Source organism: Yoonia sp. SDW83-1, assembly GCF_046762885.1.
GTDB lineage: Bacteria > Pseudomonadota > Alphaproteobacteria > Rhodobacterales > Rhodobacteraceae > Yoonia.
The window spans coordinates 19988-38922 of sequence record NZ_JBKQXO010000007.1; the positions used below are offsets into that span (position 1 = coordinate 19988).

Below are 18935 nucleotides of genomic sequence, written 5' to 3' on the forward strand. Positions count from 1 at the left end.
GCGCCTTTGCGGTTAGTCGCGCAAAAGAGCCGGAGTCTACCGTGCACGGCCCAATGTACCCTGCGAACACCGAGGCTACGCGGCAGCATTGAAAAAACCGAAAGACCGGCTGCTTATAACCCACTCACTGAATAAATACTGCCTGTTTAACCTGCTCGGTTCAGCATCACCCGCAGTGCCTTTGCTTCCAATTCTTGTCCAATGGCGGCATTTTCATGAAAATACTTTGTCATGCCACGCAGATAGGTCGCTTGCCGATCACATTCAGCAGCTTCTGCCTCTAGGAACGAACGGAATTCTTCTACACTTTCGATATCGCCATGACGACAAACTGCCGCAACCCGTTGAAAAGCAGAGTCGGCAAATCCATGTTCGTCACCGGGAATCGGTTCAGGTCTGGTCAATGTTTCAAAATCCATCCATCAATCGTATCACAAATTTAGCTGGCTTGTTTTGCATCAGCCGGTTCGACCGGTGCCACCACACTCGTGGCAAGTACTCATCTTCTTGCCTTTGCAGTACTGGCAGGGTTCGCCATTCTCTTTCTTGCCTTTGCCGTAGCAGTGAATGCAATCAACTTTCCTAAATCCACCACATTCTTCACAGGTTACCATATCATTTCCTTTCGTTTGATTGACTAGATTATCTCTACTGACGGAGGTGGACCTGGATCATCGTCTGGCCCATTGGTCGACTCTGTGTCACCATCACCTTTCGGTGGTTCGTCATCTGGTTCGTTAGATGTCGGTGGCGGTCCATACCGTCTTTCCATTTCAACTCGCAACGCATCGCGATCCTCGCGCCGCTCAAAGCCTGACAGTGCATCCGGCACACCTCGGATCGGTACAAAGCCCTGTTTGCGTGAATGCATCCCAAAGGTGAACTGTGGCAAGCTGAGAATGTCTTCTGGTTTGATCTGCATACTGCCCGCGAACTTGGCCGCGTCCTCCCGAAAGGATGTCCAGATGACCTTGGTGGCCGTATTGACCATCAATGGATCAGCGATGTTGCCGCCAACTCTGGTGCCACGTGATTGTGAAATGCTCTGGTGAGCCACGATCAATCCGATGTTCGCCTTGCGGGCCTGTTCGAGCATGTCGGAGACGGAACGATCAAAGTACTCATGCGCCTCATCCACAATGAGATAGACCGGGCGCAGGCTGCGGCCCTTGCCAAAGCGCAGATGCGAAGCACGCAAGATCATTGCGATAAACAACCGTCCGAAGAAGGCTGACGCCGCATCATCCAGCATCGGCTTGTTGGTATCGATCAGGATCAGCTTTTGGCTGGCCAATTCTTCGAACATATTGATCTTGTTCTGGGTCGCTGAGAACAGCCGTCTGAACGTCGGGTTCAATAGCAAGCCGTCGATCCGTCGCCGAATCGCCTCCTTGGTTCGGGTGTATTCCTTGGAAGGGAAGTCCACCGCAAAGAAGCGCTGTAAGTTGGCATCAAGCTTGGCAATGTCGTCAGCATATTGCTCATGGCCACCGTCAGCTAGGATGTCCATGAAAGTGAAGATGTTGCCACCGGGAATGCTGATTACTAACTGGATGCAATACTGAAAGATCGTTTTCTGCGGGTTCGTGAAGTCCGCTCCCATCATGCCCTCAAGTACAAAGCTGAGCAGCCCCACCGTCTTATTGATCAGGGTTTCGCCTTCAATCCCACGACACTTCATTTCATCATAGCCTACATCGAAGAGGTTCAGGGCTAGGTCGTATTTCGGGGTAATGTATGTCGTGTCAGGGATATCCAGCGCGGCCAGCTTTTCGGTGAGCTGCGTTTGACTGTCGATCACAACGACACAGCAATCCTCATCAGACCGTAAATCATGGGCGATGATGTTCTCCAGCATGACGGTCTTGCCGGAGCCAGACGACCCCAACAAATAGGTGTGATACATGCGGTTCTGCAGGCCCACCATTTCATCCACTTCGCCTAGGGGTAGCAAAGGTGTGTCTTTGAGATATCGCCAAACATAGTCATCATGTTTGCAGGCTGATGGCATCAACTCGTTTTCATCGCGATAGTTGGCGTTGAGCTGATCCTGTAATGGTTGGAACAGCCCGTCATCATTGATGAAGCGCAGCATCAGCCGTTCGATCTCTGTCTTGCTGCGTTTGCGCTTGGAATGGAACGTCTGGCTGTGATCGTCAGGATCAGGTTCGTAATCCGATAGTGCCCAAATCAGGTGGCGTTCGAAGTCCTGATAGTGGGCTGGGTCGGCCACCTTGATGAACCGCTCCAATTCATCTTGGTATCGCGCCAGCTTGATGGCATCATCACCAACCGGCGGCAAGACTGGTGGCTGCAACCCCTCTTGGCGATAGAGATCTTTGGCAATCCTGAACAGCACGTCGCTTTCGATACCAGCGTCCAGCATAGCCAACTCCAATGCCTCAAAGCTAGGAGACAATTTCTTCGCCTGCCGATACAACGCTTCGGTACGTGACAGCGCCTCCTTGCGGCGTTTTTCAGGCAGGTGGATATTGTATAGGTAGTATAGGGTGCCACCGCCGATCAGGCCGATGGGCGCGACCAACATGCCCACAAACACAATGCCCACCGCCACCATCGAAACGATGATGGCGATGCCAAAGAGATTGCCAAACAGTTCGGCAAAGTCATCCATCACAGCTCGAAGCTGGACGCTTCGGTCTCAACCTCGGCGTTGCCGACAATCCAGTCCTTGAGCTTCACCAATTGCTCCTTAAGCGCATTTTCATATGCTTTCGCTTCCATCGGTGTGCTTTGGAAGTATGTATCTTCGCCAGCCATGAGTTTGCGCACTGTGAGGTGGTGGTGGTTGGCGTCGGCACCGCTGACGGCGGCGGTTAACAGCATCTTGCCCAAGCCTCGGCTTTCGTGCTTTTCAATCGCAGCGTCTGACATATCCGACGGATAGCCTCGCTCCATCACAACGTCCGGCTCCAGTTTGCGTTCGCGGATCACCGCCAATTCTTCGGTGCTAAACTCGACCTTCACCGCCACACCGTGATGCGTGACCTTGCGGATCAGTCCAACCGACTTTTGCACATGGTTAATCGTTACCTTCATTTCTAACTCCCTTTGATCAATTTGTAGGTGGTGTTGTCTGCATGATCCCTCGACAGCCAGCCATCATGCAGCACGTTGTGACTTACCGCGTCGAGGGTGCTGAAACGGTACAGGTGGTGAAAGGCGGGGGACAGCAATACAGCCGCCGCCCGCATATTGGCGACCCGGCTACCGCCAGTGGTGATCACCAGCAGATGAAAGCCTGCAAATGATCCCAGATGCGCAAAACGATCCCGCACCCGCCCACTGGCCAGATAGCGATCATACTGGGCCAGTTTCGCAATGAACGGCTTCACATCTTCTTCCGGCTGATTACTGGTCAGAGGCGTCGTGCCGCGATCCACCTCAATCAGAAACAGGGCGCGTTTGCCGCTGGCGACATGCTCAATTGCAAAGCCTGCATCTGGCACGATTTTGTTTTCTGACACCAGCGGCGTGGCGACGTAGTCAGTGGTTTCGCAGCGCTGCTTTCCACCGCCGGTCTTCTCACGACGATACTCAACCAACGTGCCGACCAACCGATAGTCAGATAGGGCCGCACAATCCCGCTCAACGTATGACATAACATCCAGGGTCGCCATCCGATGGAACATCAGTGGCGTCCACTTGGTGTTCATCTTGACCTGGCTGAATGGCTTGATCGCGGCACCATCTGCTTCGCATTCTTCGGACAGCAGCCGATGGCCGGTGCGCGTGAGGAAGTACACTTTCGGGGTCTTGCCGCTGCCATACATTCCGGCATTGCCAAATGACCCCAGCAGGTGATGCCGTTGCAACCGCAATAACATCTCGGAGGCAGACTTCTCCGCCACCCCAACGATGGTCGCGACCTGCTTCACCGACAGGTATCGATACGCCAGGATCGCCGACAGTGCGGCGACGATTGTGGGGGTGATCGAAAGAGGTACAACTTTAGACAAAACAAAATACTCAATACTCTACCTGAAATGGTGGCGGATTTCGTCCCGATCTGTCCAGCAAAAAGAATACATGCAAATCAAATACATATCGGCATCAGCACTGCCCGAGATATATGCGCATTGCGCCTTATCCCACCCACCACCCTTTGCGACGCAACCCAATCCGCAGCAAAAAGACCCACCAAATGGCAACCTAATCAAACGCGCGACTGACCTGTTTACTTCGTTTGAGTTCGTGCCAATTTGAACGTTTGGTGAGCATAGAAATAGGCCCGAAAATTTTGGAGTGAATTTGGGAGATACCAATTGGTGGGGGAGGGGGAGGCTCAACTCAAAAGGGAAGAGTGTCGTACACTAAACTGGTGAAGAAAAAACGGAGCCAAGCGACCACGATCAGGGAAGGGAACAGCCGCCTATTTGATACCAGCATAGAAGAGCAGATTTTGCTGTCGGTGCATCTGATGGGGAAGCAAACAGCAGCACAGCTCTTTCGTCTGTATCAGGATCGGGTGGGGACGTTGCGTCGGATGCAGGGCATCTTGCGCCGTCTCTCAACTGGACCAGATCGCGTGCTGAATGTGATCAAGCTTGTCGATATCGCCAAGTCCATCCGGTCGTTGCCATATGTCTACCTCGACACCACCAGATCACGCCGCCTGGTCGAACAATTGTTTGGTGTGCCGTTTCGGCGGGTGCCACCAGTACCATCGCGCGACTGGCGGTTCTTGCGGCATGATGTGGAAATGTGTGATGAGCCGGTTGCTTTTGAACTGACAGCCCGCAAGCACGGTGATCCTCCCCCACTGAACTGGTCCGGCCCTATAGTTTGGAAACGGAGGATCAACGATGGGAATCAAACGACACAAGCCGGAAGAGATTGTCACTAAGTTGCGACAGGTTGAGATGCTGTGCGGCCAAGGAATGCCGCGGGTATGCTATGAAGCGATAGGTGGCCGGGCTGTGCACGCCCGACCACCAAAACGCTCTTTTGAAGGAGCGTCGTATAGGTCTATCTGGTAGCCAGCTTGTCTTCAATCCAGTCTAATATCTCACGCTCAAGCCATCCCACCCGGTTCGGGCCGAGGCGTAGCCGCTTGGGGAACTTCCCGGCCATCTCCAGACGGGCAATATGTTGAGGGGAATAAAGGACCAAATCACTCACCTGACGTTTTGATAGTATCCGCATCACGATCTCTCCATGATTGAAGAGCATCGCGATGCCCTAGGGGTACGAAAACCTAGGCCGCACAACCTTAGATCAGCTTTCTGATTTCGCCAAATTCTCATTGCACGCATCGGCACAACGCACATCCAGCCAATCGGCATAGGCTTGCATCATTTTCGTGCGACCGTCCAAGTAATGCGCCTTGTTGTAGCTTGATCGAACTTTGTTGGCAGGTACGTGGGCCAACTGCCGTTCGATCCAATCGTAGTTCCAGCCCATCTCGTTGAGGTTCGTGCTGGCCGAGGTCCGGAAGCCATGATGGACATGACGGTCGGAGTTGTACCCCATACGTCGCAGGGCGGCGTTAAATGTCATCTCGGAAACCATGCGCATCGGATCACGGGGCGACGGCAGTACCAGTTGAGAACCGAAGTCATATTGTTGCAGCTGCCGCAGCAACTCGATTGCCTGTGCGGGCAGGGGCACGATGTGGTCTCTGTTCATTTTCATCCGCTTGCCGGGAATGTCCCAACGCGCACCGTCCCAATCAATTTCTTCCCAGCGCATTCCACGCAGTTCGGTGTTGCGTGGGAAGAGATAAGCAGAGAGCAGTAACGCCGTCCCGACGATGGGGTTGGTTTCGCGGTAGGTGCCAATGGCCACCATCAACTCGCCCACTTCTTTGGGATTGGTGATCCCAGCGAACTCACCGCGCCGCCTCTGTACCATCGCATCTATGGTGAATGCAGCCGGATCGTGCGTCACGAGGCCACGGGCGGCAGCATAGCGGAACACTTGCGAGAACCTGGTTCTGATCTCGTGTGCCGTCTCCACCCGCCCGGTTGCAGCAATTGGGTTGACAACATCTAACACATCCTCAGGGGTGATTTCGTAGACCAGGTTGGTGCCCAAGGCATCTATCGTGACGCCGATCTGTCGGTTGAGCTTGGCCAGCGTTCTTGGTGCTGGATTGCTTTGTTGCCGCATTAGCAAATAGCCATTGGCAACCTGTTCCCATGTAGTCGTTTCCCGCTTGCGCACCTTCGTCGTCTTGCGTGGTCGGGTTGCATGTTCGACGATATCGGGATCGTTGCTGTTCAGGTCGAGTTTGAATGCCGACGCTTTCAAGCGTGCATCGGCCAGTGATGTGCGGGGGTAGTCCCCGATCATCTTGGTGCGCTGATTTCCAGCAACACGGTACGCCAGACGGAACACTTTTTTGCCAGACGGCAACACTTCGATGAACAATCCGCCACCGTCTGAGCAGCGAAATCTTTTCTCGGATGCACGAAGAGACCTGATTTGAGTGTCGGTAAGGGGCATGTGATGTACCCTTGTTGTACGAATTTTCGAAGCGATGCATGAGCACCTTACGCCGAAAATGGGCGATCTGTACAACATCCGTACAACAATTCAGTGTTGTACCCCGGTCAGCGGCGTTCACCTATGTTCACCTGTAAAAAACTTTCTCAAGTAAAATCAGCGCTTTAGTTTAGCTATGGTTTCCTATGAGAGGCCGAAATGGAGCGGGCGATGAGATTCGAACTCACGACCCTAACCTTGGCAAGGTTATGCTCTACCCCTGAGCTACGCCCGCATCCGTTTCGTGAGGGCTGATCTATAAAGACTTTGCGCCCACTGCAAGACCAAAATCGCAGCAAGGCCTAGTTTTCCGCCACAAGCCGCAGGGTCATCCGGAGCCGGAGGCCCGCTCTGGCGGTTTGGCCGGGGCCGCGCCCACGTCTTCGCTATGGGCCACAACACCATAGGGGCGCAGCAGCAGAACACCGTAAGCGCCCGGTTCATCGACCGAAAGCGAGGAATCATTGGTTTCCAGATCCAGCACGCCCTGATGGGCCGAGCTTTTGAAGATCGTCCAGGGCACGCCCTGGGTGCTGCCGGAAATCGTGCGGTGGACATGGCCGCAGAACAGATGCGCGCGCCGTTTGGCCGCTATCAGGGTCAGAACCGCGTGGCCATCGGTCAGGTTGATATTGTCCATGCCTAAGATGCCTGTCTCAAAGGGCGGATGGTGCATGAAGACCAGCGGCATTCGGTCCTCGGACCCGGCCAGCGCCCGCGCCAGCCATGTCATTCGGTCCGGGCACAGCCGCCCGCTATGATGCACATCATCATAGGGCGGCCCGTCGAGCGTATCGAGGGTGATGACCCGGTGACCGGGCAGATCGATGGCATATTGCAGGAACCCGTTTTCATCCGTCTTGGTGCTGGTAAAGACCTCTCGAAACGCCTCGCGCCGGTCGTGGTTACCCAGCATGGGGATCACGGGGATCGTTTTCTTTTCGAGGATGCTGTGCAGCACCTCGTATTCGGCAGCCAGCCCGTTATGGGTCAGATCGCCCAGCAGGATCAGCGCGGTGGCATCAGGATGCGCCGTTGTGGCCGCATCAAGCACCCGTTCGAACCGCGACTTTGGGTCCAAACCAATGACTTTTTCGCCGGGTTCGCAGATATGGGGGTCGGAAATCACTAACAGTTTTTGCATACCACTCACTTACCAAATTCGATCAGGTCCCACCTATTCCCGAACGCATCATTAAATACCGCGACGGTGCCGTAAGGCTCGTGCCGCGGGTCCTCTTCAAAAACGATAGCCTGCGCGCGCATCGCTGCATAGTCCCTGTCGAAATCATCGGTTTGCAGAAACAACCAGACACGACCCCCGCCTTGATTGCCGATGGCAGAGATTTGCCGTTCACCAACAGCCTTGGCCAAAAGAAACGCCGTTTCGGCACCTGCGGGGGCCACCCGCACCCAGCGCTTGCCGTCGCCCAGATCGGTGTTTTCGAGCAGGTCAAAGCCCAGTTTGCCGACGTAGAAAGCAATGCCTGCGTCGTAATCCGGCACTAGTAACGAGATCAGAGCGAGGTGCTGTGGCATATCTAACGCCAGTCCGGTGGCACAGGGTCCGGGCTGTAGGACAGCGCCACAAGCTCATTCGAGCTGACATGGCGGTAGAGATGCCGCATCTGGAAGCCCCCGAATTTCGGTCCCGGAAAGTCGCGCGCATAGGACCAATCCACGATCAATGCAGGGTCGATCGTGATCGTATCGCCAAAGAACACAGGATAATCCATGCTGGTCGGAATGATTTGCCCGGTGATCGTGCCGTCGTCCGATTTGACCAAACCGCCCACAAGATAGGGGGCCAGACATTCTTGCATGGTCCCGCGCTGGATGGGGTGCAGAACGGTCACGGTCAGGTATTCATGCCCGGTTCCGTCGGCGGCAAAGGCGTTGCGCAGAACAAGTGGCCAGCTTTCTGTCACTTCCGGCAGACTGGCCGAAAGACGACCCATACCACGGCAACCGGGCAATGTGCGGTCGTCGGCTGCGGCCATGGTGGCCGTGCCGAGGCCGACCGCCATGACCAATCGGGTCAGGTGCCTATTCAAGCTCCACCAGCAGATCCTTTGCGTCGATCTGCCCGCCCGGCTGGATATGTACTGCCTTGATCACCGCGTCCCGTTCGGCGTGGATGCCGGTTTCCATTTTCATGGCTTCGATGGTCAACAGCAGATCGCCTGCCTTGACCTTTTTGCCAGCGACGGCGGCAACCGTAGCCACAACCCCCGGCATCGGCGCGCCTATATGGTCGGGGTTGCCGGTTTCGGCCTTGGGGCGCTGCACCTTGCTGGCGGCGGCAAGTCGATTCATCACCCGGATCGTGCGGGGCTGGCCGTTGAGTTCGAAGAACACCTTGACCTCGCCGTCCTCGTTCATGTCGGCGACTGCCTGCAGCCGGATCTCCAGCGTTTTGCCCGGGTCGATTTCGGCGGCGATTTCCTCGCCCGGTTCCATGCCGTAGAAGAATGTGCGCGTCGGCAGCGTGCGGACCGGTCCGTAGACGCGGTGCCGGCCCATGTAATCAAGAAAGACCTTTGGATACATCAGGTAACCGTTCAGATCCTCGTCATCGACGGCCTTGCCTTCGAGCAGGGTGGTCAGTTCGGCGCGCGTCGCTTCGAGGTCCACGGGCGGCAGCGATTTGCCGGGCCGGTCGGTGATCGGTTTTTCGCCTTTGAGGATCTTTTTCTGGATCGCCTTGGGCCAGCCGCCGGGCGGTTGGCCAAGGCTGCCGCGCATCATGTCGACCACACTGTCGGGGAAGACCACATCGACATCGGGGTCTTCGACCTGGGCGCGGGTCAGGCCCTGGCTGACCATCATCAGGGCCATGTCGCCGACCACCTTGGAGGACGGGGTCACCTTGACGATATCGCCGAACATCTGGTTGACGTCCGCATAGGTCTGCGCGACCTCGTGCCAGCGTTCTTCGAGTCCCAGCGACCGCGCCTGTGCCTTGAGATTGGTGAACTGGCCGCCGGGCATTTCGTGCAGGTAGACCTCTGACGCGGGGGCCTGCAGGCCGGATTCGAAGGCCGCGTAATGGGCGCGGACCTGTTCGAAATAATTGCTGATCTCGCGGATGGCGCCGATATCAAGGCCGGTGTCGCGGTCGGTGCCTTTCAGCGCCTCGACAATAGACCCAAGCGTGGGTTGCGAGGTGTTGCCGGACAGGGCGTCCATCGCCCCGTCCACGCAATCCACCCCGGCGGCGGATGCGGCGAGCACGGTGGAAATCGCGGCCCCTGATGTGTCATGGGTGTGGAAATGGATCGGCAGGCCGACCTCTTCCTTCAGGGCCTTGACCAACGCGGTCGCGGCGGGCGCTTTGAGCAGCCCGGCCATGTCTTTCAGGCCGAGGACATGGGCTCCTGCCGCTTCAAGCTCTTTGGCCATGCCGACATAGTATTTCAGGTCATATTTGGACCGGTTCGGGTCCATCATGTCACCGGTGTAGCAGATCGTGCCTTCGCAGACCTTTTCGGCCTTGATCACGGCGTCCATGGCGACGCGCATGTTGTCCACCCAGTTCAGGCTGTCGAATACGCGGAAGACGTCGACGCCGGATTTTGCGGCCTGTGCCACGAAGGCCTGCACCACGTTGTCGGGGTAGTTGGTGTAGCCGACCCCGTTTGATGCGCGCAGCAGCATCTGGGTCATGATGTTGGGCATCGCTGCGCGTATGTCGCGCAGCCGCTGCCACGGGCATTCCTGCAGGAAACGGTAGGCCACATCAAACGTGGCCCCGCCCCAGCATTCGACGCTGAACAACTGGTTCATTTTCGCGGCATAGGTGGGGGCGACGCGGATCATGTCGATGGAGCGCATGCGGGTTGCCAGCAAGGATTGGTGCCCGTCGCGCATTGTGGTGTCCGTGATCAGAAGCTGTTTCTGGTCGCGCATCCAGTCGGCCACAGCCTCTGGCCCGAATTCGTCGAGGATATTGCGGGTGCCGGGGGTGACATCGGTGGTTGGCTTGACGGGTGCGCGGGGCGGTTTCACATCCGCTGCGGGCAGGGGCCGCCCGGCGGTTTCGGGATGCCCGTTGACGGTGATATCGGCGATATAGGTCAGGATCTTGGTCGCCCGGTCGCGGCGTTTGGTGAAGTTGAAAAGATCCGGCGTCTCGTCAATGAATTTGGTGTGGTATTCGTTGTTAAGGAATGTCGGGTGTTTCAGCAGGTTTTCGACAAAGGCGATGTTGGTCGACACGCCGCGGATGCGGAATTCGCGCAATGCGCGGTCCATCCGGGCGATGGCCATTTCGGGGGTGGGCGCGCGGGCGGTGACCTTGGTCAGCAGACTGTCATAGAACCGGGTGATCACTGCACCGGAATAGGCCGTGCCACCATCCAGCCGGATGCCGGGGCCGGTGGCGGACCGGTACATCTGGATCCGGCCATAGTCGGGGATGAAATTGTTCATCGGGTCCTCGGTCGTGACCCGGCATTGCAGGGCGTGACCGTCGAGTTTCACGTCATACTGGCTAGCGCATCCTGTCGCCTCGACCAGTGATTTGCCTTCTGCGATGAGGATTTGCGCGCGGACGATGTCGATGCCTGTGACCTCTTCCGTCACGGTGTGTTCGACCTGCACGCGGGGGTTCACCTCGATAAAGTAGAACTCGCCCGAGTCCATATCCATCAGGAATTCGACCGTGCCTGCGCATTCGTAATTCACATGGGCGCAGATTTTCTTGCCCAGATTGCAAAGCTGTTCGCGCTGGGTGCCGGAGAGATACGGGGCCGGGGCGCGTTCGACGACCTTTTGATTGCGGCGCTGGACCGAACAATCCCGTTCCCAGAGGTGATAGATCTGGCCGTGGCTATCGCCCAAAATCTGCACCTCGACGTGGCGGGCGCGTATGATCATCTTTTCCAGATAGCCTTCGCCATTGCCGAAGGCGGCTTCGGCCTCGCGCCGGCCTTCGCGGACTTTTTCCTCCAGCTCGCTTTCGTTCATGATCGGGCGCATGCCACGACCGCCGCCGCCCCATGACGCCTTGAGCATCAGGGGGTAGCCGACCTCGGCCGCTTCTTTCTTGATCGCGGCCATGTCATCGCCCAGCACCTCGGTCGCAGGGATGACAGGCACCCCGGCCTCAATCGCCACACGCCGCGCGCTGGCCTTGTCGCCCAGCTGGCGCATGGTTTCGGCCTTGGGGCCGATAAAGGTGATGCCGTTGGCGGTGCAGGCATCCACGAAATCGGGGTTTTCGGATAGCAGGCCATAGCCAGGGTGGATCGCGTCCGCGCCGGACATCTTGGCCACCCGAATGATTTCTTCGATGCTGAGATAAGCGGCGACCGGCCCCATGCCTTCGCCGATGCGATACGCCTCATCCGCCTTGAAACGGTGCAGGCCCAGCTTGTCCTCTTCTGCAAAGACGGCAACGGTTTTCTTGCCCATTTCGTTGGCAGCCCGCATGATACGGATCGCGATTTCGCCGCGGTTGGCGATCAGGATTTTCTTGAACTCGGCCATGACTAAAGTCCCCACTTTGCAGTTGCAGCAATGTCTAGGGAGTTTCTGACGGCACGTAAACCAGTAGAAATACGTATATTCGGGCGAATGTGGAACGATCACGGCCTGCGCCGGTTGGCCTGGGAACCCCAAGAAGGAGACCAAGATGACCCGTTTCAAAGGCAAGCGTATTCTGATCACTGGCGGCACGAGCGGTATCGGCCTAGCGACGGCCAAACGTATCGTTGAGGAAGGCGGCGAGGTTGCCGTGACCGGTGTCACCCAGGACCATCTGGACGAGGCCGGGCGCAGCCTGCCATCGGGCAGTCTGGTGTTGCGCAATGATGCGTCTGATCCGGAAGCGGCCAAGGAACTGGCGGCCAAGATCAAGGAGCAGATGGGCCAGATCGATGGCGCCTATCTGAATGCGGGTTACGGCAAGAACATGGCGACCGAAGATGTGGATGCCGACGGGTTCGATGCCATGATGAATGTGAATGTGCGTGGTGCCGCGTTGCAGATGGCTGCGCTTAAGCCGCTGATCAAGGACGGTGGTGCTGTGCTGCTTACATCCTCTGTCGCGCCGTATCTGGGCGGGGCCAAGGGGGCCATTTATGCCGCGACAAAGGCGTCGTGCCTGGCGATGGCGCGCAGCTGGTCCAAGGATCTGGCGTCGCGCAATATCCGCGTCAACGCTGTTGCCCCCGGCCCGATCGAGACGAATTTCTTTGATGCGCTGGGCAAGGGTGGCGATGACGCCGAAGACATGAAAAAGCAGATCGCAGAGGCTGTCCCGCTGGGCCGTATGGGCAAGCCGGAGGAGGTGGCGGCGGTCACCTGTTTCCTGCTGTCGGACGATGCGGCCTATGTCACCGGATCGGAATACATGGTCGATGGCGGCATGACATTGCGTTAACTGCGCAGGCAACTCGGCAGATCGGCCAGCCTGCGCGCCCCGATCTGCCCCATATTGCTGATCATGTCCTGCCGCAGGATGTCGAAAACATGGGCTGGTCCCGCTTCGCCCAATGCGGCCAGTCCGTAGTGAAACGCCCGCCCGAGCATGACGAAATCCGCGCCACATGCGACGGCGCGCAGCACGTCCAGCCCGCCTTCGATCCCGCTGTCGAAGATCACCGGCAGGGATGTCGCCGCCCCGATCGCTGGCAGGATTTCGATGGTCGCTGGCCCGCCGTCGAATTGCCGCCCGGCATGGTTGCTGACCCAGATTGCATCGGCCCCTTCATCGGTCAGCCGAGCGGCATCATCGGCGCGGCCCACGCCCTTGACGATCAGCGGGCCGTCCCACGCGTCGCGCAGCGCCTTGAAGTAGTCCCAGTCCGGTGAGGTGCGCAGCAGGTAGCCGATATGCTGGGTCGAGGGCAGGGCGGTCTTGATATCGGAATACCCATCCATCAGTTTCATGCGCGGCATCCCGGTTTTGCGGATCCCGTTGAGCCAGACCGGGCAGCGGGCGGCCTGCAGTGCCAGACGCGGTGTCAGTTTTGGCGGATTGGTCAGCCCGCCGCGTGTCTGGCGTTCGCGCCGGGATGCGACGGGTACATCGACGGTCAGCACCAGCGTGGTGAAACCCGATGCCTTGGCCCGTTTGAGGATATCATCGCGAATGCCGGGGTCGCGTGGCGGATAAAGCTGGAACCAGGCGTGATCGCCTGCATGTGGCCCCACATCCTCGGGCAGTTGGGTGGCGACGGTGGACAGGGTGAAGGGCAGGTTTTCGCGGGCGGCGGCGCGCGCAAGCATCTGTTCGGCCCCCGGCCAGATCAGCCCGGACATGCCCACCGGTGCGATGCCCACGGGCAAAGGGTGGGTGTGCCCCAGCAGCGTGGTGCTGAGGTCGGGGTCAAACTCCCCATGCAGGATCGACGGGTTCAGCAGCACATGATCAAGGGCGGTGCGGTTGCGCCTTTGCGTTGCCTCCACCCCGGTGGCGCTGTCGAGATATTCCCAGACGAAATGCGGAATACGCCGCCTTGCGCGGGCCTTCAGATCGGAAATGGCGGGGTAGCGGCTGTGGAGTGTCATGGGCGCACGCTATGGCGACTGATGCGAAAGAGGCAAGGTCAGGTTGCCTCCGGCGGGGATATTTATGCTCGGAGGAAGGGTTGGAACATTAGTAGAACAAGGGCTTTTCCTACGCAGCGATTCAGTTTACCTTGGCCCAATGAGCAGTTTTTCCGAAGATGACGCGTTCGAAGCCGCCGTTCCGCTGAGCCAGCGGGCAATGGCGCGGCCTGCGATGCCCTATCTTGATGGGTTAAACCCGGCGCAGCGCGAGGCGGTCGAGACCCTGCAAGGGCCGGTTCTGATGCTGGCCGGGGCGGGGACGGGCAAGACCAAGGCGCTGACCAGCCGCATCGCGCATCTGCTGGCGACCGGCACGGCACGCCCGCACGAGATCCTTGCGGTCACGTTCACCAACAAGGCCGCCCGCGAGATGAAGCAGCGGATCGGCAGCCATATGGGTGAAGCGGTCGAGGGGATGCCGTGGCTGGGCACGTTCCATTCGATCAGTGCCAAGCTGCTGCGGCGGCATGCAGAGCTTGCCGGGCTGAAGTCAAACTTCACCATCCTCGATACCGACGACCAGATCAGGCTGATGAAGCAGTTGATCGTGGCGGCGGGGATTGATGAGAAACGTTGGCCTGCGCGCATGCTTTCCGGGATTATTGACGGGTGGAAGAACAAGGCGCTGACCCCTGACAAGGTGCCCGTCGCTGACGGTGGAGCGTTTGATCACAAGGGTGTGGAGCTCTATGCCGCTTATCAGCGCCGCTTACTGGAACTGAATGCCGTCGATTTCGGTGACATTCTGCTGCACATGGTCACGATCTTTCAGAAATGCGACGATGTGCTGCAGCAATATCAGCGCTGGTTCCGCTTTATTCTTGTCGACGAATATCAGGATACCAACGTGGCCCAATATCTGTGGCTGCGTCTGCTGGCGGGTGGTCACAAGAATATCTGTTGTGTCGGCGATGATGATCAGTCGATCTATGGCTGGCGCGGCGCTGAGGTGGGCAATATCCTGCGGTTCGAGAAGGATTTTCCGGGTGCCCATGTGGTGCGGTTGGAGGAAAATTATCGCTCTACCCCGCATATTCTGGCTGCGGCCTCTGGCGTGATTTCGGCAAATAAGGGGCGGTTGGGCAAGACGCTGTTCACCTCCCGGACCGATGGCGAAAAGGTCCGCCTGATCGGCCATTGGGATGGTGAGGAAGAGGCGCGCTGGATCGGGGAAGAGATCGAGGCGATGCAGCGCGGCACGCGGGGCTTGGACCCGATGGGGCTGGAGAAGATGGCGATCCTTGTCCGCGCCTCGCACCAGATGCGCGCGTTTGAGGATCGGTTTCTGACGATTGGTCTGCCCTACCGCGTCATCGGCGGCCCGCGGTTTTATGAACGCATGGAGATCAGGGATGCGATGGCCTATTTCCGGCTGGCCGTCAGCCCCGAAGATGATCTGGCGTTTGAACGCATCGTGAATACCCCCAAACGCGGCCTTGGCGACAAGGCGGTGCAGACGATCCAGCGGACGGCGCGGACCAACGGTGTGTCGCTGGTAGAGGGCGCGCGGCTGGTCTGTCAGGGCAAGCTGCTGGGCGGCAAGGGGTTGAAAGAGCTGACTATTCTGATGGCCGCGATTGACCGTTGGGCCGCACAGGTCCGGGCCGAAGCGGATACCCATGTTGAACTGGCCGAGATGATTTTGGATGAAAGCGGCTATACCGGGTTCTGGCAGAACGACAAGACGCCGGAGGCGCCTGGGCGGCTGGAAAACCTCAAGGAACTGGTCAAGGCGTTGGAGAATTTCGAGAACCTGCAAGGGTTTCTGGAACATGTCAGCCTGATCATGGATAATGAAAGTGACGAGCCGGGCGAAAAGGTCAGTATCATGACCTTGCACGCCGCCAAGGGGCTGGAATTTCCCGCCGTGTTTCTGCCGGGCTGGGAAGACGGGCTGTTCCCGTCGCAGCGGTCGATGGATGAAAGCGGGTTGAAAGGGTTGGAGGAGGAACGCAGGCTGGCCTATGTGGGCATCACGCGGGCCGAGGAGATTTGCACGATTTCCTTTGCCGCCAACCGTCGGGTGTATGGCCAGTGGCAGTCGCAGATGCCGTCACGTTTCATTGATGAATTGCCTGAGGATCATGTTGAGGTGCTGACGCCGCCGGGCCTTTATGGTGGTGGCTATGGCGCGGCTGGTATGGCTGCCAGTGCATCCCCTGCGATTGCCGGGGCGGCGATGTCGGATCTGCATCAGAAGGCGCATGAGGCGAATGTTTATAATTCTCCCGGTTGGCGGCGGTTGCAGGCGCGCAGCGGCCAGCGCGGCATGTCGATGCCGTCAGAGGCGCGCAATATGACGATCGATCTGGACGCGGTCAGCGCCTTTACCGAAGGCGACCGGGTGTTCCACCAGAAATTCGGCTATGGCGAGGTGATGGGGATCGAAGGCGACAAGCTGGTGATCGAGTTCGACAAAGCCGGGTCGAAACATGTGGTGGCTAAATTTGTGGTGAATGCCGAACAGGCGGATGATGTGCCGTTTTGAGAGAGGGGGAAGATTTTTCGTCACGAAAAATCTTCCCGTCTGATTAATTTTGGTCAAAATTAATCCCCGCTAATGCATCAGCATCGGCCAGAGTGACCCGACCAGCAGCACCGCCATTGTCACGTTGAAGACCCGCAACCGTCGCGCTGTTCCCAGCCAGCGCCGCACCTGTACGCCCATCCAGGCCCAGACCGTGACGGAGGGCAGGTTGGTGGCTGAAAACACCACGGCCACGATCAGCGACCCGATCAGAATCCCCCGATCCTGCGGCGCATAGGCGCTGATCGCGGTGATGGCCATGAACCAGGCCTTTGGGTTGACCCATTGAAAGGCCGCGGCCTGCAGGAAGGTGAAGGGTTTGCCTTCGACCTTTTTCGCCTCCGGCGGGACGGCGTTGGCGATTTTCCAGGCCAGCCAGATCATATAGGTGGCGCTGAGCACCTTCAGCACGGTGTTCAAGACCGGGTAGGTTTCGAACATGCGCAGCAGCACGGCGCCTACCATCACCACCATGAATGCATGCCCCAACGAAATGCCCAGCATATGCGGGACTGTCCGGCGCAGCCCGTAATTGGCGCCGGATGCCATCAGCATCAGATTATTGGGCCCCGGGGTGATGGAACTGGCAAAGGCAAAACCGATAAGGGCGATCAGGATTTCGTAACTCATAACGCAACGATAGAGCGTATGACGCGCAATGAAATTGCCAAGTTGTGCGTGAATGGCCTATGCTCGCAACTGATGACGAAGATTGATCAGATCAACGACGCAATATTGCGTGAATTGTCCCGCGATGGCCGGATCAGCAACCTGACGCTGGCTGACAAGGTGGGCCTGTCGCCGTCAGCCTGTCTGCGCCGCGTGCAGGAGCTGGAGCGGAGCGGGGTGATCAAGGGCTATCGCGCCCGGCTGGACCCTGCCCAAACGGGCCGCGCCTATGTGGTCTATGTGGCCGTGGGGCTGGCTGAACATACCAAGGCCGCGCAGGAAGGGTTCGAACAGGCGATGCGCCGGGCCGAAGAGGTGACGGAATGTCACAATGTGGCAGGTGCGTTTGAATACATCCTGCGGGTGGAGGTGGCCGACCTGCCTGCCTACAAGGCGTTTCATACGGACACGCTGGGCACGGTGCCGCATGTGCGGTCGATCACCAGCTATATGGTGATGGGATCGCCAAAGGATGTGCGGGCCTAGATATCGTTGCGCGGAATCCGCAACACCTGTCCGGCAAAGATCAGATTTGGATCTGTTACAACATGCTGATTTGCTTGAAGGATCGGTTGAAAATCCGGATTGCCATATTGTGATTGCGCGATACTGGTGAGCGTGTCACCAGATTGTACTGTATATGGCTGCCAGCCGCGGTAACCGGGCAGGATCAGGGGCCCGAAAAGGACCGGGATCAGTACCGACGGCCCGTCAAGAGTGGCGCCGTCGTCAATCAGAGACACAAACACTCTCGTCAGCTTGAAAGCATTTTCGTTGGGGATGGTGATCGACCCCTGAAACTGCCGCAATCCCAATGCGCCAACAGTCAGGCTGCCGGAGTATTCGTCGTGACCCTCTGTCACGCGCACACTTAGCGATCCTTCGAATGCCGTAGCATTTCCGGCAATCAGGATTTCGGAGCCGACTAGGTCAAAAGGGCGGGGTTGTTGGATATCGAGTGTCAAAGACATGGCAAATGGTCCTTTTTTGAAATCGTTGTTGGTAAGTAATACCGAAATATTACAATAAATTGGTCGCGTGGGGTAGAGCTGACCCTGCAAAACCGGCGGATGACGCGATGAAGGAATGACACTGCATGCCACCAGTCACTTTTGGCCCGTCGCGATTTGATCGAGGTTACTTCATCGCTTGTTCGCTCGCTTTACTTGCAGGTGGCGTTCTTTTGTTGGGCCATTACTCTGCCGCAAACGCCGAACAGGAACCATCGCTCTTGCCGAACTACCTTTTTGCAGCGCTTCTTTTTGTGGGTGCGTTCGTGATCTGGAAGCGCTCCCCGATTGGGCGATCCTGGATCGTGATTGATGCGGACGGTGTGACGCTGGAGTGCACGCATGGCGAGCCTCTTCCGGACAGACGAACGTGCCGCTGGTCGCAGATTGAAGAGTTTACGGTCGAGATAACCGGTGATGACGTTGCCGATGACGTTCTAAGTGTCATGCTTCAAAATGGTGAGCGGCTGGCTGTGCCGCTACAGACATTCGCCGGATCATGGAAAAAGGTCATGATTGCAATTGATGCCCGGGCCGAAGTCTTGGGATACGAATTGGTTCACAGTAATCCATCCAGCCCATCTAGGCGTCGCCATATCTGGACGCTGATTAAACGAGCTTAAGCCATAAAAAAACGGCCATGCCCGGGAGGAGGTGGGCATGAC

General features: G+C 57.7%; 18 protein-coding genes and 1 tRNA gene. 5 read left to right on the forward strand and 14 right to left on the reverse strand.

Annotated features, from left to right (window positions below; all coding sequences use genetic code 11):
* Positions 1 to 146 precede the first annotated feature (146 nt).
* The 4 genes from ACFWW4_RS10420 to ACFWW4_RS10435 form a co-directional block, all read right to left on the reverse strand.
* Positions 147 to 419 carry a hypothetical protein gene (locus ACFWW4_RS10420; RefSeq protein ID WP_411890785.1) on the reverse strand — a complete coding sequence of 91 codons (273 nt, stop codon included), beginning with the start codon at positions 417 to 419 and terminating at the stop codon, positions 147 to 149.
* A gap of 218 nt (positions 420 to 637) precedes the next feature.
* Positions 638 to 2635 carry a hypothetical protein gene (locus ACFWW4_RS10425; RefSeq protein ID WP_411890786.1) on the reverse strand — a complete coding sequence of 666 codons (1998 nt, stop codon included), beginning with the start codon at positions 2633 to 2635 and terminating at the stop codon, positions 638 to 640.
* On the reverse strand, positions 2635 to 3060 hold the full coding sequence (locus ACFWW4_RS10430) for a hypothetical protein (RefSeq protein WP_411890787.1): 426 nt from the start codon (positions 3058 to 3060) through the stop codon (positions 2635 to 2637). The genes ACFWW4_RS10425 and ACFWW4_RS10430 overlap by 1 nt, the downstream gene beginning before the upstream one ends.
* A gap of 2 nt (positions 3061 to 3062) precedes the next feature.
* The gene (locus tag ACFWW4_RS10435; protein ID WP_411890788.1) at positions 3063 to 3980 is read right to left on the reverse strand and encodes a replication-relaxation family protein; all 918 of its coding nucleotides are present in this window, start codon (positions 3978 to 3980) and stop codon (positions 3063 to 3065) included.
* Positions 3981 to 4441: 461 nt separating this feature from the next.
* Between ACFWW4_RS10435 and ACFWW4_RS10440 the strand changes: the two genes are divergently transcribed.
* On the forward strand, positions 4442 to 4867 hold the full coding sequence (locus tag ACFWW4_RS10440; protein WP_411890978.1) for a hypothetical protein: 426 nt from the start codon (positions 4442 to 4444) through the stop codon (positions 4865 to 4867).
* A 122-nt stretch (positions 4868 to 4989) separates the two neighbouring features.
* On the opposite strand, the gene ACFWW4_RS10445 is transcribed toward ACFWW4_RS10440, so the two are convergent.
* The 7 genes from ACFWW4_RS10445 to ACFWW4_RS10475 form a co-directional block, all read right to left on the reverse strand.
* Positions 4990 to 5193: a helix-turn-helix transcriptional regulator gene (locus ACFWW4_RS10445; RefSeq protein ID WP_411890789.1), complete on the reverse strand. Its 204-nt coding sequence runs from the start codon at positions 5191 to 5193 to the stop codon at positions 4990 to 4992.
* A gap of 45 nt (positions 5194 to 5238) precedes the next feature.
* Positions 5239 to 6468: a tyrosine-type recombinase/integrase gene (locus ACFWW4_RS10450; protein WP_411890790.1), complete on the reverse strand. Its 1230-nt coding sequence runs from the start codon at positions 6466 to 6468 to the stop codon at positions 5239 to 5241.
* 199 nt (positions 6469 to 6667) lie between these two features.
* Positions 6668 to 6742 (reverse strand) — tRNA-Gly (locus ACFWW4_RS10455).
* 93 nt (positions 6743 to 6835) lie between these two features.
* Positions 6836 to 7651, reverse strand: coding sequence for a metallophosphoesterase (locus tag ACFWW4_RS10460; RefSeq protein ID WP_411890791.1), 816 nt, complete (start codon positions 7649 to 7651; stop codon positions 6836 to 6838).
* A 5-nt stretch (positions 7652 to 7656) separates the two neighbouring features.
* On the reverse strand, positions 7657 to 8046 hold the full coding sequence (locus tag ACFWW4_RS10465; RefSeq protein WP_411890792.1) for a VOC family protein: 390 nt from the start codon (positions 8044 to 8046) through the stop codon (positions 7657 to 7659).
* A 2-nt stretch (positions 8047 to 8048) separates the two neighbouring features.
* Positions 8049 to 8561 carry a hypothetical protein gene (locus ACFWW4_RS10470; RefSeq protein WP_411890793.1) on the reverse strand — a complete coding sequence of 171 codons (513 nt, stop codon included), beginning with the start codon at positions 8559 to 8561 and terminating at the stop codon, positions 8049 to 8051.
* On the reverse strand, positions 8554 to 11997 hold the full coding sequence (locus ACFWW4_RS10475; RefSeq protein ID WP_411890794.1) for a pyruvate carboxylase: 3444 nt from the start codon (positions 11995 to 11997) through the stop codon (positions 8554 to 8556). Before ACFWW4_RS10475 ends, ACFWW4_RS10470 begins: the two co-directional genes overlap by 8 nt.
* A 145-nt stretch (positions 11998 to 12142) precedes the next feature.
* Between ACFWW4_RS10475 and ACFWW4_RS10480 the strand changes: the two genes are divergently transcribed.
* Positions 12143 to 12892 (forward strand): SDR family oxidoreductase, encoded by a 750-nt coding sequence (locus ACFWW4_RS10480; protein ID WP_411890795.1) that lies wholly within the window; start codon positions 12143 to 12145, stop codon positions 12890 to 12892.
* Here ACFWW4_RS10480 and ACFWW4_RS10485 read toward each other — a convergent pair.
* Positions 12889 to 14022, reverse strand: a complete 1134-nt coding sequence (locus ACFWW4_RS10485) for an alpha-hydroxy acid oxidase (protein ID WP_411890796.1) — start codon at positions 14020 to 14022, stop codon at positions 12889 to 12891. The genes ACFWW4_RS10480 and ACFWW4_RS10485 overlap by 4 nt on opposite strands.
* Before the next feature lie 139 nt (positions 14023 to 14161).
* On the opposite strand from ACFWW4_RS10485, the gene ACFWW4_RS10490 reads away from it, so the two are divergent.
* On the forward strand, positions 14162 to 16552 hold the full coding sequence (locus ACFWW4_RS10490) for an ATP-dependent helicase (RefSeq protein ID WP_411890797.1): 2391 nt from the start codon (positions 14162 to 14164) through the stop codon (positions 16550 to 16552).
* A gap of 69 nt (positions 16553 to 16621) precedes the next feature.
* Here the strand turns inward: ACFWW4_RS10490 and ACFWW4_RS10495 are convergent, their stop codons facing one another.
* The gene (locus ACFWW4_RS10495; RefSeq protein WP_411890798.1) at positions 16622 to 17221 is read right to left on the reverse strand and encodes a LysE family translocator; all 600 of its coding nucleotides are present in this window, start codon (positions 17219 to 17221) and stop codon (positions 16622 to 16624) included.
* Positions 17222 to 17293: 72 nt separating this feature from the next.
* Here ACFWW4_RS10495 and ACFWW4_RS10500 point away from each other — a divergent pair, with 72 nt between their 5' ends.
* On the forward strand, positions 17294 to 17746 hold the full coding sequence (locus tag ACFWW4_RS10500) for an Lrp/AsnC family transcriptional regulator (protein ID WP_411890799.1): 453 nt from the start codon (positions 17294 to 17296) through the stop codon (positions 17744 to 17746).
* Here the strand turns inward: ACFWW4_RS10500 and ACFWW4_RS10505 are convergent.
* The gene (locus tag ACFWW4_RS10505; RefSeq protein ID WP_411890800.1) at positions 17743 to 18231 is read right to left on the reverse strand and encodes a LysM peptidoglycan-binding domain-containing protein; all 489 of its coding nucleotides are present in this window, start codon (positions 18229 to 18231) and stop codon (positions 17743 to 17745) included. The two genes, ACFWW4_RS10500 and ACFWW4_RS10505, sit on opposite strands and share 4 nt — an antisense overlap.
* A gap of 125 nt (positions 18232 to 18356) precedes the next feature.
* On the opposite strand from ACFWW4_RS10505, the gene ACFWW4_RS10510 reads away from it, so the two are divergent.
* On the forward strand, positions 18357 to 18893 hold the full coding sequence (locus ACFWW4_RS10510) for a hypothetical protein (protein WP_411890801.1): 537 nt from the start codon (positions 18357 to 18359) through the stop codon (positions 18891 to 18893).
* Positions 18894 to 18935: the final 42 nt, after the last annotated feature.